Origin of the sequence: Vibrio sp. vnigr-6D03 (assembly GCF_002835515.1) — a bacterium.
Taxonomy (GTDB): Bacteria; Pseudomonadota; Gammaproteobacteria; order Enterobacterales; family Vibrionaceae; genus Vibrio; species Vibrio penaeicida.
In genome coordinates, this window is record NZ_PIZL01000016.1 from 93,363 (window position 1) to 106,733 (window position 13,371).

Below are 13,371 nucleotides of genomic sequence, written 5' to 3' on the forward strand. Positions count from 1 at the left end.
CGGAGATAAAGAAATGGAGCAACGCTACGATTATATTATCGTTGGTGCCGGTTCAGCGGGTTGTGTGTTGGCAGATAGGCTCTCTGAAAGCGGTGAACATCAGGTTCTGCTGCTTGAAGCGGGTGGCACGGATAAAAGTATCTTTATTCAAATGCCCACTGCTCTTTCTTATCCGATGAACACGGAAAAATACGCCTGGCAATTCGAAACCGTAGAAGAGAATGGGCTTGATGGCAGAAAACTTCATTGCCCAAGAGGACGAGTTTTAGGTGGAAGCTCATCTATCAACGGTATGGTGTACGTCCGCGGTCACGCTTGTGACTTTAATGAATGGGAAGAACAAGGCGCTAAAGGGTGGGATTACCCCTCTTGCTTGCCCTACTTCCAACGCGCAGAGTCTTGGTCGGGCGGTGCGGATGAATACCGTGGTGGAGAGGGCCCCGTTGGCACATGCAACGGCAACGACATGGCTCTGAACCCGTTGTATCAAGCCTTTATAGAAGCCGGAAAAGACGCAGGCTACCCAGAAACTTCGGACTACAACGGTTATCAGCAAGAGGGCTTTGGCCCCATGCACATGACGGTAGACAAAGGCGTACGAGCTTCGACTTCCAACGCCTACCTTAGGCGTGCGCTTAAGCGCTCAAACCTAACATTGTTAAAAGGGGTCGTCGTTCATCACGTTTTGCTGGAAGAGAAAAAAGCCATTGGTATTGAATTCGAACGTTCAGGCAAGCGAACCAAATGCTATGTAAACAAAGAAGTCATTTCGAGCGCTGGCTCAATCGGCTCCGTTCAATTATTGCAGCTTTCGGGAATTGGTCCATCTCACGTGCTTGAACAAGCCGGTGTGGAACTGAAACATGAATTACCCGGTGTGGGAGAAAATCTGCAAGACCATCTAGAGGTTTATTTCCAATATCGATGCAAAGAACCTATCACGCTTAACAGTAAACTCGGACTGGTAAGTAAAGGGTTGATCGGCGCAGAGTGGATTTTGACTCGTAAGGGGTTAGGCGCAACTAACCACTTCGAATCTTGCGCGTTTATCCGATCACGTAAAGGGTTGAAATGGCCAAACATTCAATACCATTTTTTACCCGCTGCCATGCGTTACGACGGACAAGCCGCATTCGAAGATCACGGTTTTCAAGTGCATGTAGGGCCTAATAAACCCGAAAGCCGAGGCACAGTTGCCATTGTATCTAGTAACCCTTTAGACAAGCCTAAAATCGAGTTTAACTACATTTCAACCTCACAAGATCAACAAGACTGGCGAGACTGCATTCGATTAACTCGAGAGATTCTGTCTCAACCTGCGATGGATGATTACCGCGGTGAAGAAATTCAACCAGGGCTTTCCATCACCAGCGACGAAGCGATTGATGAATGGGTAAAGCAGAATGTCGAGAGTGCTTATCACCCTTCATGCAGCTGCAAAATGGGGGCCAATGACGATGTAATGGCGGTATTGGATGAAGCCTGCCGCGTACGTGGAATTCAAGGACTGCGAGTAGTTGACTCTTCTATTTTCCCAACCATTCCAAACGGCAATCTGAATGCGCCCACCATTATGGTGGCCGAAAGAGCAGCCGACATTATTTTGGGCAACCCACTATTAGCAAGAAAAGATTTACCCGTTTGGATAGCGCCAAATTGGGAAGAGAAACAAAGAACAGAGACACCAAAAAGAGACGTAAAGTCTATTGATTAAAGTTAGGGTCTGCTGACCTTTGTAACTATTACAAGGAAATTACTATGTCTATGATGACAAAAACCCTGTCGACACTCGCACTTAGCACGATAGCGGCTAATGCCTATGCCAACCAATGTGAGACAGTACGTTTTTCAGATGTGGGCTGGACAGACATTACCGCAACCACGGCTGTCACGTCTGAACTTCTGAAAGGCCTGGGTTATACAACCAAAATCGATCTGCTGTCTGTGCCTGTTACGTATTCCTCAATGGCGAACGGTGATATCGATATCTTCCTTGGCAACTGGATGCCAACCATGGAGGGAGATATCGCTAAATACCGTGAAGCTGGCACTGTCGAAACTGTTCGTGCCAACTTAGAAGGGGCAAAATACACCCTTGCCGTTCCTAAATACGTTTACGATGCGGGCGTAAAGAATTTTGCCGATTTAGCAAAACACGCTGACAAATTTAAAGATCGCATTTACGGCATTGAACCTGGTAATGATGGAAACCGCCTTATTCAATCCATGATCGACAGCAATGCATTTGGGTTAAAAGACTTCAGCCTCGTTGAATCAAGCGAAGCGGGCATGGTTTCTCAAGTGGCAAGGTCGGTACGTCGCAACCAGTGGATCGTCTACTTAGGTTGGGCTCCTCACCCAATGAACAGCAACGTCGATATGGAATACCTCGACGGTGGTGATGATTTCTTCGGTCCTAACTATGGTGGAGCAAATGTCTACACCAATGTGCGTGCAAACTACCTAAATGAGTGTAAGAACGTCGGTCAACTTTTGCAGAACCTAGCGTTCAGCCTCGAAATGGAAAATGCTTTGATGGAAGCGATTCTTAACCAGAATGTCAAACCTTCAAAAGCAGCACTTCAATGGCTGAAAGACAACCCAAAACAAGTTGAAGCTTGGCTTAAAGGTGTAAAAACCCTTTCCGGTAGCGATGCTGCTAAAGCCGTAAATAGCTACGTTAATTCAAACGCATAATATTAATTGGGGGGTGTTCGCCCCCTGTTAGCGTTAATTTCCTCTATTAACTTAGATTTTATTCTTAACTTGGGTTTTATCCTTAAACAAGGTTTTATTGTGGACTTTATAACTAACAACAAAATTCCTGTTGGTGAGTGGATGGAAACAGGCGTTGATTGGCTCACCATGAACGGTGCTGGCTTTTTTGATGCCATTTCAATCCTCCTTGAAACCGTCATCCTTTTTGTTGTCGACATCTTTAAGTGGATGCCTCCCGCTATTCCTATCGTACTAACCGCTGCATTGGCGTGGTATCTACACCGAAGTATTCCCCTAGTGATATTTATCATCGGGGCCTTGCTAACCATTCTTAATCTAGGCTACTGGCAAGAAATGCTGGAAACCTTTGTCTTGGTATTTGCTGCGACAACGATTTCCGTATTAATTGGTATTCCAGTGGGCGTAATGGCAGCACACCGACCATGGCTCTATACCCTGCTTCGGCCCATATTGGATCTCATGCAAACTGTCCCAACGTTCGTTTACCTGATTCCGACGCTGGTATTGTTTGGTTTGGGCATTGTTCCGGGGCTTATTTCTACCATTATCTTTGCTATTGCAGCCCCAATTCGCCTAACGTACCTAGGCATTACAAAGGTTCCAGAAGAACTTATCGAGGCTGGAAAGGCATTTGGTGCCAGCAAAATGAAGCTGCTTTTCAAAGTCGAGCTGCCTGCTGCACTACCAAGCATAATGGCAGGCATTACTCAGTGCATTATGTTATCGCTTTCAATGGTGGTTATCGCTGCGCTGGTCGGCGCTGATGGCTTAGGGAAACCCGTGGTACGTGCGCTCAACACCGTGAATATTTCTCAGGGGTTTGAAGCAGGCCTCGCCATTGTGCTTGTCGCCATCATTCTTGATCGACTGTGCAAATCACCGAATCAAAAGGAAGTGTAATCATGGATGCGATTAAGATTCAAAACCTTGATGTTGTCTTTGGTGATAAGCCTCAACTTGCCTTGGATTTACTGGATGAAGGTAAAACGCGCCAAGAGATCATCGATCAGACCCAGCAAGTCGTAGGTGTCGATAACGTAACGATGAGCGTAAAGGAAGGCGAGATTTGCGTTCTTATGGGGTTATCTGGATCTGGTAAATCCAGTCTATTGCGAGCAGTGAATGGCTTGAACAGCATTACTCGCGGTTCGCTTCAAATTAAAGATGAAGGTAATCAAGTGGAGCTATCGTCTTGCGATGAAAATACGTTGCAACGGCTTCGTACTCACCGCGTGTCGATGGTATTCCAAAAGTTTGCCTTAATGCCTTGGTTAACGGTTCTTGACAACGTTGCGTTTGGACTCGAGATGCAAGGCATGTCAAAAGCGCAACGTCGAGCAAAAGCCAGAGAACAACTTGAAATGGTAGAACTGGCGGATTGGGAAAGTAAGTACCCGCATGAACTTTCTGGCGGTATGCAGCAACGCGTTGGGCTCGCGAGAGCATTCGCGATGGATACCGACATTTTGTTGATGGATGAGCCCTTTTCGGCTTTGGACCCATTAATTCGAGCGCAACTGCAAGACGAATTAATCCAACTCCAAAAGAAGCTCAACAAGACCATTTTATTTGTCAGCCATGACCTTGATGAAGCATTAAAAATTGGCAACAACATTGCAATAATGGAGTCAGGCAAACTTATCCAGCATGGTAAGCCAGAGCAGATTGTCCTATCTCCTGAAAACGATTATGTGAAGGATTTTGTCTCCCATACCAACCCACTGAACGTGCTTAAAGGTCGCTCTTTAATGCAGCCAGTGAGTGATTTAAAACAAAATGGTGCGAAATGGCAGATTTGTCCAACGCAGCAAGTTTGGGTTGAAGAACGCAATAATCAACTTTGCATAGACAGCTCTGTCTATTCGGGGAATTCATCGGCTCAAGAAAATAAAGTAGATTTGAAACTGGTCGATTGGCGTGAAGAATCTGTCACACTGAGTGATATAAAAAGAGACTCCGTTGTCATTGCCAGCCCAGATATCGGTATGCGTGAAGCCATTACCCTAAAGCAACATAGCGGTCTACCGATTCTGCTGGTCGAAAACAATGAGCTGATTGGTGTGCTCGACGACAGTGATTTTTACGCGGGGTTATTGGGCAAGCACCACCACAACGCGGCTTAACTCTCATTTATTCCCTAGCCTCTTCAAGTACAGAGGCTAGGATTAATTGTCACTTACAATCAACATCTGCACGCTAAAATTTATCCTCAGGACAAATATCTTTGTTTGTCCAAATCTCAATCACAAATTCATAATAGCCCACTCATTTTTTGTGGAAAATTCTTGTGAATAACCCCTTTTCTCTTATCGACAAACCCACTTTTTTTGGCGCGATCGCACTGCTGACGTTGATAACGATTCCACTCATTCTGTTCCCTATTGAAGGGGCACACTGGATATCGATAGCCAAAAGCTTTATGACAGACAAACTAGGGTTTCTTTACCTTACTCTCGGTATTAGTGCTTTTTTCTTTATGATTTATGTTGTGTTTAGCGACATGGGGCAAATCAAGTTGGGAGAAGCGGATGAGAAACCTGAATTCGCTACTGCTTCTTGGGCAGCCATGCTTTTTTGCGGAGGGATAGGTGCCAGTATCTTATATTGGGGCTGTATTGAGTGGGCATATTACTACCAATCTCCCCCGTTCCAGCTAGAAGCCGGCAGTGAAGAAGCGGTGCGATGGGCGGCCACCTATGGCATTTTTCATTGGGGGCCGATTGCTTGGTCGATCTATTTGATCCCCGCATTGCCCATTGCTTACTTTTTCTATGTACGTAAACAGCCAGTGCTAAAGGTTTCTAGTGCACTAATGCCAGTACTTGGTGAAGCTCGAACCCAAAAAGCTCCCGGAAAAATCATTGATGTGCTTTTCATCTTTGGTTTGTTAGGTGGAGCCGCAACAACCTTAGGGCTAGCGGCACCTTTGATTGGCGAGGGGCTCAACCAACTCTTTGGTATTCCTCAAAATACCTATAGCCAAATTGGTGTGCTTTTGGTCTGCACCGCTATTTTCGCCTATTCCTCATATGCGGGCATGGAAAAAGGCATAAAGATTCTCAGTAACATCAACTTTTGGGGCGCTATGGGGTTACTGGCCTTTGTGCTCGCGGTAGGGCCTACCATTTTTATGCTGGAAACGGGGTTAGATTCGCTTGGAAGAATGCTCTCTAACTTCTTTACGATGGCTACATGGGCAGAGCCCTTTGGCGGTTACGGCAGCTTTGATAACACGCACTTCCCACAGGATTGGACCATTTTCTATTGGGCATGGTGGTTGGTTTTCGCACCAAGCATGGGGCTATTCGTTGCCCGTATTTCACGTGGAAGAACCATCAAACAAATGGTTACTGGCTCGATATTCTTTGGCTCCCTAGGTTGTTTCATGTTCTTTATGATTTTGGGGAACTACGGGCTATCGCTCCAGCTCTCGGGCGAATTGGATGTGGTCGCTATTTTAAATGCAGAGGGTGCGACCAAAGCCATCTTTGCCATGTTAAACGCACTGCCATTTAACAAAGTCGTGATTGCAGTATTCACTCTACTCTGCATCATTTTTACCGCGACCACATTCGATTCCATTTCTTACATTTTGGCGTCAGTGGTTCAAAACAATGTGTCGGAAGAACCCATGCGTTGGAACCGAATGTTTTGGGCATTTACCTTGTCTTTTCTGCCCACAGTATTGATGTTTCTGGGTGGATTAAGCACGTTACAAACCGCTGCAATTGTGGGTGGATTACCACTTTTGGTCATCTCCGTTATGTTAATGGTCTCCGCAGTACGAGCTACCAGCTTGGACATTCGTCACCAAGAAGATTACGTGGAGCCGACCATCAATATCGAAGACTTGCCCGATATGGATCCTTGGTCTTCAGAAGGAATGGCACTTGCGAGATTTGAACGCAGTAAAGACGCCGCCCAAGAAGCAGCAGAGCAAGAGCGAGATGCATTCAATCAGTTAATCACGATGAAAAAACGTATTCGCGCCTATGTACTTGAACATTGTGACGATGAAAATGTAGCCGACCATCAACTACCAACGGAGATGCAAGAAGAGCTTCAGACCTTGCAGAGCCTGATGACAAAAGCCAAGGAAAACAAAGAACTTTTGTCTCAGCAAGCACAAGAAGCAAGGATGGAGTTTAATCAGGCAGTAAATTGATATTTAATCCCATAGGGCACCTCGCGGTGCCTTATCTTGCTCCGTCCTTTCAGCTTTTTCCTTACGATAACTAGGTTTATAAATCGGATCATTCTCTAGAAAATACCTTCAAAATTCAGTTAAGCAATCTATATCATAACTTTGGGTTTTATCTTTAAAAACCAAACTCTTATTTTATGTATTTCTAAGGAAAGGAAATGATGGATAAACGTAGCTTAACCGGCAACCTCTCAAAGTCACTCTTGGTGTTATCGGGAATGAGTATTTTCACGACAGCAAATGCTCAAGGTTTACAAGACGAATACGGTCTAACACTTGATAGCAACCATGTAATAGGCTCTCAACCTGCGACTGTTGCTCAACCCCCTTTGATGTCTCCACTTTCAAGAACTTCCGCTCGCTCTTCCTCGAGTAATTGGTATATCCAATCTAAAGAAACCATTCGATACTGCGAGTGGTGGGATGGTGAAATTCCACGTATTGCTCCAATAGATTCTTCGATACAAATAGAAGCTAGGCGCCCAGGAAGACACTGCAAACTCTGGACAGAGTACCCGAAATATACTTATGGTACTGCCCACGTTTACAAAGGTAACGATAATGTTCTGGATAAACCTGTCGTCGTCGTTCAGCCTTATCACGTCAGCATTGACAGTAGCGGGTATACACAACAAAACTTCTACAACGATGTTAACTCTGGCGGCTTAATGTCCAGCCTCAGAAACGCAGGTTACGATGTTATTTTGTATCGCTATCACAATCAGAATGGCGGAATCGCTTATAACGCCAAAGGTGTGCAGTTACTGCTCGAAAAAATTAACAGCCATTCCACTGTCACTTCCACGTCATTTGTTGGGCTATCGATGGGTGGTGTAGTCGCACGTTACGCGCTCACCGAGCTCGAAGATCAAGGCAAACTGGATAAAGTTTCCACCTATATTTCTTATGACGCGCCTCACCTAGGAGCAAACTTCCCCCGCACCATTATCGACAATACCAAGCACCTACTCAGTAAAGTTGATAGCAGATTATGTGGGTTAAGCGGAAAATGTCGAGAGGCGAGAAGAGAACTGCAAGCCATTCTTAAAAAACTAGATACGAAAACGTTCCGTGAGCTGATCATCAACTCACCATCTGGCAGTTCGGACCGTTACGCACTTCTTTCTAAGCTCCGTAGCCTTGGTCACCTGAACACCATTCCTACACTTGCCATCACAAATGGGGCTAAATCTAAAACTCAAGGCGCTTCGAGTAGAAAACTCACAACTCACTTCAAGTTGCATAGAAAGTGGTACAACGGAGGCAGCAAATACTACAAGATTTACACAAACCCTAGTTTAGACAATACAGCGGGCGGATACGCCGATTTCTACCTTGTATTTTCAAACCTAATTGCCTCCCAAGCGCACCCAATAACACCATACGTTACCGTGGGGCAAAAACACTCTTTTGTTTCAACCAACTCTGCGCTCGCAGGGAACGAGTCTAACTTTACTGAGGTAGCAAGTTACCCAAGTAACAATGAGGCTCACATGACACTGACTTATTCAAAAGCTCGCAAAATAAGACAGTGGCTTGACGCTAACCAATATTAATCAACACGCCCCCAAACCAGTTAGGGTTTGGGGGCAATACCCATCACTGTTTATTGCACAATTACAGCAACAAACATCAAATAAAACCTGTATCGGACTCACTTTATAAATATGAATGAAGAAACGGTTGCTGGCTTAGTCTCAATATTGTATTGGTGAAATCAATTGTCAGCACGGTCGTTTGGAGCAGTAGTTGGAAAACGTACTAGAGGAAATAGAGAGTAAAATTGAGGGTTCAGCTCGCAAAGGATCGCTATTGCGCTATATAGGCTACATTCTCTTTATTTGTGCAACCTCACCTTTAATTTATGGGTTAAATTGGTTGGTAGAGCATGGTCACACATCATCAAATGTTCTGATCTGTTCTGTAAATGCAATGTGCGGAGTCATTTCTATCGTAATCTACAGTATTGCTAGAGTAATGATAAATCACGGAGCGGCTTATACACTTCGTTCAGGTCAGTACGAAGATTTCCGAACCTTTCTAAGAAGTTCGAACCTAAGTACGTTAACGCCAGAACAAGTATTCTCTGCATTAAGCAAATTTCGAAGAGCAACGATTGATTCCAGCGTAAAAATATCGCATGAGAGTTTATATTCAGATCTTGCAAAACTGGTTGCGGCGAAAATAAAGTAATGTAGGCTGATGTTGAGTAGATAGGGGTAAATAATCTATTGATAATCCCTGATACACCTAGTTCCTACTAGGATGATTCAAAATATGGTCTTCCCAGTCCACCACATCAATTTCATAGACCACTTTGTTGCGTACGCTTTCACCTGCTGCATGCATGGCAGATTTGGATCCAGTGATTAACGGGTGCCATTCCGGCAGGGATTGGCCTTCAGCAAGAACACGATACGAGCAGGTTTCAGGTAGCCAGTGGAATTCGTCAATTTTGTCGCGAGTCAGTTTTAGGCACTCTTCGCCAGATTGGAAACGGTTAGGGTAATCTTTGCAGCCGCAGGTCTTATCATTTAGCCAACTGCATGCAACATTGGTGTAGTAAACCTCATCGGTATCTTCATCCATCAGCTTATGCAGGCAACACTTTCCGCAACCGTCACAAAGAGATTCCCACTCTTTTTCTGTCATTACTTCCAGTGATTTTGTTTCCCAAAATTGTGCCATGATTTTACCTGCTTAATGTTCACGCCTTAACCGAATACGTTAAGGAGGCGTCGTTATATCCGTTCAGCACCAGTAGTGCAAGTGATTTAGATTATTCTATGCTGCCTGTGCGGCAGTGAACTTCCCGCGATACTCCGCGAGCCCTTGCCAGTTTTTCTGAGCTGTCTATACGGCAGTGAACGATAGAGTTGGTACTCGAACTGCTTATCGAATTTTCTGAGCTGCCTGTGCGGCAGTGAACAGATGCTGATCTAAGGTTGTGCCACGTTCGTTTTTCTGAGCTGCCTGTGCGGCAGTGAACTCATTAACAGTAATGTATCCCATTGAGTAATCTTTCTGAGCTGCCTGTGCGGCAGTGAACAGTCCCTCAACAACAAACTGTGTCACTCTTACTTTCTGAGCTGCCTGTGCGGCAGTGAACGGAAGCTGTTTCAACATATTCAAAATATAGAATTTCTGAGCTGCCTGTGCGGCAGTGAACGTGCCAGGGCGAATTCATCGGCGGTCAGTGTATTTCTGAGCTGCCTGTGCGGCAGTGAACGTTACTTCCATTGGCATATCTAGAAGATAATTTTTCTGAGCTGCCTGTGCGGCAGTGAACGGACCACCGAGCTTTACTTTCTATTTGTAATTTTTCTGAGCTGCCTGTGCGGCAGTGAACTTGAAAGGCGTTTCTCGTACCATTACGCAAAATTTCTGAGCTGCCTGTGCGGCAGTGAACTCACTCAGCAATCATTCGCAGCCAAGCAATATTTTCTGAGCTGCCTGTGCGGCAGTGAACGCACATATGCATGCGCAGCTTGTGAAACCGGATTTCTGAGCTGCCTGTGCGGCAGTGAACCCGACTATGACCGAATGCCGCTCGATGTTGATTTTCTGAGCTGCCTGTGCGGCAGTGAACCAATAGCCCGCCAATGGGATCACGTCCAGAATTTTCTGAGCTGCCTGTGCGGCAGTGAACTTGATAACGACTGGTATCAGATTGATAACTACTTTCTGAGCTGCCTGTGCGGCAGTGAACATGAGAATGTGTTTATCGTATCCAATCCATTATTTCTGAGCTGCCTGTGCGGCAGTGAACAATAGATTACCATCAAAAAAGTAAGTTACAACAAATCGTTAGATTAAAAACCAAGCTTTAACCTTATAAAAACAGACCAATTGTAACTCACTGTTTTATATATTTATTTTTAAAGAGCAAAAAAATAAGGTTAAAACCAAGGTATCGTTGCCTTCCGGCTTAAACCATAAGCATCAAAAATGCCATCGCTCGAATTCTCTTTAACGTCACTAAACTCAAAAAATTTCCGATAGATTTGTTTGGTTGAGCTACTACGCAAATCTAAATAAGGATTATCAAAGCTTTGGCTTAACATTTTAACCTTGTAGCGCTTTTCTCCTTCCTTATCTATTGTACCTCTCGCGACTAATCGCCTTAGCTTTGCCTTACTCATGTTGCTTCTTTTCTCGGAAATGACGCGATATTGAGTTTGTTCTGGCACAGCTAATACATGGCTTACTTGGCAGTAACCACTAAGTGGTCCTAACCACTCCAGCCCTTGGAGATCATTCAGCAAACTCGACTCACCATGGATACGAAATAATCGTCCAAGTTTCACATGCACTTGCGGAAAGCTAATACCGATCTGGTTAGTATTCAGTGTTACCAACGCTTTATGAAACTTTGTGTATAATTTACTACTGAGTTCGGCTTCCCCTATTTCAGCATCAGGCTTTAGTCGTATATCAATATAAGAATCCATGCTTCCTCCTAAACTCGAATATTTGAAACATACGCAAGACCTTTTTTACCTAAGTAAAAGCTTGACACGCCCGCATTTTCAATGAGTTTTTTGATTTCTAACCCTTTCTCTCTATCGACATCAATGATGATTTCTAATTGACCACTGGCTTTGGTCATCATTGATTTTACTTCTCCCTGCCCTTTTATTTTTTCTTTTTTAATAAAAGGATTACCCCAGATGGTTTTTTTTGGACCTGTGGTATATCGCCCCATAAAGTCTTTTTTTGTGAAACCACGTTTTGAGATACCACTTATTCCACCAGCTTTCGTTTTTGCTGAAGACATATCGAATTGTCGTTCTAAGCGCATCAGTTGAAGATATAAAGCAGAACAATACAGACTGACCGTCACTACTTGTCCTTTTTTATTTAAGTACTCTATATCAGGAAAAATAGATTTAAGGGTAACGACCGCATTTGCCACCGCATCTTTATTTTCTTGGGGTTTCTCTTTATTCAGAAATTCAAGGCGACTGATAATACTTAGAGGATCAAGTTCAATTCTCCTATCAATCACTATATCATCGACTATAAAATCGCATAATGTAGATACATCCATATTTAGTACGCCCCAAAACATTGGTGAGTATTCGGATGTAAAAATGGGATCGGACACTTTGATCATGCCAGTAAATGAATTCTGATCTGTACTGCCATTCATATTTCGGATAAACGTCATTTCATTTGTAAACTCAGGCTTATCCTCAAAAGAAACTTTGCTTTCTAACTCCTCAAAATAATATGATTTCTCATACATTTTGCTACGTGCTTGATAGAGCTTTCGTTGATCACCAATTAATCGATTCAGTAACCCCATTACAGTATCTATTGTATTTTCACAGACTTTAAAGTTACCTTCTTTTTTTAGGTTGGTCATGGATCCTAAAAACTCTCTTCCCTTTTTTGGGATCGCTTCATTATTAGAACCTCCTAAAAAGGAATTACGCCAACATGAATCATATTCAATCGTTATTTTCATATTGATTGCCTATTTTGCGTAAAAATATTGAGCAAATTGAGAGTGTGGCTCGCTAACGATTTCAGATTCATTACGCTTTATACGCATCATTTTATGGCTATCATTATAATCCACAGTAATTTCATCAACATACATATATCCCTTGGCTTGACGAATACTCAAATCGGCGATGCGTGACAATGTATGCTCAATCAATGCCTTTACTGCGTCATCGTTTAACAAAATACCGCACTCACCTTCTTCGAAAATGGTTCCTTTACGAACATAGTTACTATGGAAAGTAGTGACGGGGTTTAAAGATGGGTTTAGCTCTTTGATAAAGTTTTGCACTGTTGCTGCAACCTCTTCACCTTGCCCTTCTTTTATGATCATGCATGCTCGGTCAAATTTCTTGTCCAACGAAATAAACTGTAGCTGCTCTATGCTAATAGAACCATATGAAAGATATTCTGTATCACCAAAAGTGGTTTTCGAGAAGAAGGATGAACTGTCTCGTTCACCTGCCTGACCAAATTGCTCATAATTGCCATTCCCTAATTGATCGACAAAGTCTTCAACAAGCAAAGGGCTGGTTCTTTTACATTGACTCGAAGGCACTACGTAACCACGGATAAGCCCTGTGATAGATGCTAAAACTTTCTCTAAGTTTTTTTCTCCAGCAAAATGCAGATCAAACGCTTGTTCTTTAAACAAGTGATGGCGAATACAATTTTGGCTTATGTATAAAGGCGTTTTTTTGAAATCGATATCCGTAGCTTCTTTTTTATATTTATAGCCAGTCTCGTCTTTTATTTTTCCTGTCAAATTTGAATAACCTCTTAGCTTTGGAAGCGTATGGTTATCAACAGTCTTTCCATTATCGCCAGTTAGTGTCGTTGGACCATTCCAATTCACAACACCATGACCTAGAGCTTTAATTTTGAAATCAACACTTTTAATGCCTGTTATTTTTTCCATC

Annotated in this window: 11 protein-coding genes and 1 CRISPR repeat array; of the genes, 7 read left to right on the forward strand and 4 right to left on the reverse strand. The window is 43.6% G+C overall.

The features are described 5' to 3' along the window. The first annotated feature begins 13 nt into the window (after window positions 1–13). The 7 genes from betA to CW749_RS13535 all read left to right on the forward strand — a co-directional run bounded on the left by betA (window position 14) and on the right by CW749_RS13535 (window position 9,136). Entirely contained in the window at window positions 14–1,714 is a 1,701-nt protein-coding gene (betA, locus tag CW749_RS13505) for a choline dehydrogenase (RefSeq protein ID WP_101112939.1), read from the forward strand. A gap of 44 nt (window positions 1,715–1,758) precedes the next feature. After that, the gene (locus CW749_RS13510; RefSeq protein ID WP_101112651.1) at window positions 1,759–2,697 is read left to right on the forward strand and encodes a choline ABC transporter substrate-binding protein; all 939 of its coding nucleotides are present in this window, start codon (window positions 1,759–1,761) and stop codon (window positions 2,695–2,697) included. A gap of 99 nt (window positions 2,698–2,796) precedes the next feature. Next, window positions 2,797–3,639 carry a choline ABC transporter permease subunit gene (gene choW, locus CW749_RS13515; protein ID WP_101112940.1) on the forward strand — a complete coding sequence of 281 codons (843 nt, stop codon included), beginning with the start codon at window positions 2,797–2,799 and terminating at the stop codon, window positions 3,637–3,639. A 2-nt stretch (window positions 3,640–3,641) separates the two neighbouring features. After that, window positions 3,642–4,862: a choline ABC transporter ATP-binding protein gene (gene choV / locus CW749_RS13520; protein WP_101112652.1), complete on the forward strand. Its 1,221-nt coding sequence runs from the start codon at window positions 3,642–3,644 to the stop codon at window positions 4,860–4,862. Window positions 4,863–5,026: 164 nt separating this feature from the next. Continuing rightward, window positions 5,027–6,904: a BCCT family transporter gene (locus CW749_RS13525; protein WP_101112653.1), complete on the forward strand. Its 1,878-nt coding sequence runs from the start codon at window positions 5,027–5,029 to the stop codon at window positions 6,902–6,904. A 197-nt stretch (window positions 6,905–7,101) separates the two neighbouring features. Beyond that, a complete protein-coding gene (locus CW749_RS13530; RefSeq protein ID WP_101112654.1) occupies window positions 7,102–8,499 on the forward strand; it encodes a hypothetical protein in 1,398 nt (465 codons plus the stop codon). A gap of 193 nt (window positions 8,500–8,692) precedes the next feature. Then, window positions 8,693–9,136 (forward strand): hypothetical protein, encoded by a 444-nt coding sequence (locus CW749_RS13535; protein ID WP_101112655.1) that lies wholly within the window; start codon window positions 8,693–8,695, stop codon window positions 9,134–9,136. A 57-nt stretch (window positions 9,137–9,193) separates the two neighbouring features. Here CW749_RS13535 and CW749_RS13540 read toward each other — a convergent pair whose 3' ends face one another. The 4 genes from CW749_RS13540 to cas7fv all read right to left on the reverse strand — a co-directional run bounded on the left by CW749_RS13540 (window position 9,194) and on the right by cas7fv (window position 13,370). Next, window positions 9,194–9,634: a YcgN family cysteine cluster protein gene (locus tag CW749_RS13540; RefSeq protein WP_101112656.1), complete on the reverse strand. Its 441-nt coding sequence runs from the start codon at window positions 9,632–9,634 to the stop codon at window positions 9,194–9,196. Window positions 9,635–9,724: 90 nt separating this feature from the next. Beyond that, window positions 9,725–10,712: a CRISPR direct-repeat array (repeat unit 28 nt; unit sequence TTTCTGAGCTGCCTGTGCGGCAGTGAAC). Window positions 10,713–10,842: 130 nt separating this feature from the next. Then, window positions 10,843–11,394, reverse strand: a complete 552-nt coding sequence (gene cas6f, locus CW749_RS13545; protein WP_101112657.1) for a type I-F CRISPR-associated endoribonuclease Cas6/Csy4 — start codon at window positions 11,392–11,394, stop codon at window positions 10,843–10,845. Window positions 11,395–11,402: 8 nt separating this feature from the next. Further along, entirely contained in the window at window positions 11,403–12,413 is a 1,011-nt protein-coding gene (gene cas5fv, locus CW749_RS13550) for a type I-Fv CRISPR-associated protein Cas5fv (RefSeq protein WP_101112658.1), read from the reverse strand. Between the two features lie 9 nt (window positions 12,414–12,422). Continuing rightward, the gene (gene cas7fv / locus CW749_RS13555; RefSeq protein ID WP_101112659.1) at window positions 12,423–13,370 is read right to left on the reverse strand and encodes a type I-Fv CRISPR-associated protein Cas7fv; all 948 of its coding nucleotides are present in this window, start codon (window positions 13,368–13,370) and stop codon (window positions 12,423–12,425) included. Window position 13,371: the final 1 nt, after the last annotated feature.

Bases quoted from the DNA above. Each gene is read 5' to 3' on its own strand.
- betA (WP_101112939.1), top strand. From the start codon at position 14: ATGGAGCAACGCTACGATTATATTATCGTTGGTGCCGGTTCAGCGGGT.
- CW749_RS13510 (WP_101112651.1), top strand. From the start codon at position 1,759: ATGTCTATGATGACAAAAACCCTGTCGACACTCGCACTTAGCACGATA.
- choV (WP_101112652.1), top strand. From the start codon at position 3,642: ATGGATGCGATTAAGATTCAAAACCTTGATGTTGTCTTTGGTGATAAG.
- CW749_RS13530 (WP_101112654.1), top strand. From the start codon at position 7,102: ATGATGGATAAACGTAGCTTAACCGGCAACCTCTCAAAGTCACTCTTG.
- cas6f (WP_101112657.1), bottom strand. From the start codon at position 11,394: ATGGATTCTTATATTGATATACGACTAAAGCCTGATGCTGAAATAGGG.
- cas5fv (WP_101112658.1), bottom strand. From the start codon at position 12,413: ATGAAAATAACGATTGAATATGATTCATGTTGGCGTAATTCCTTTTTA.
- cas7fv (WP_101112659.1), bottom strand. From the start codon at position 13,370: ATGGAAAAAATAACAGGCATTAAAAGTGTTGATTTCAAAATTAAAGCT.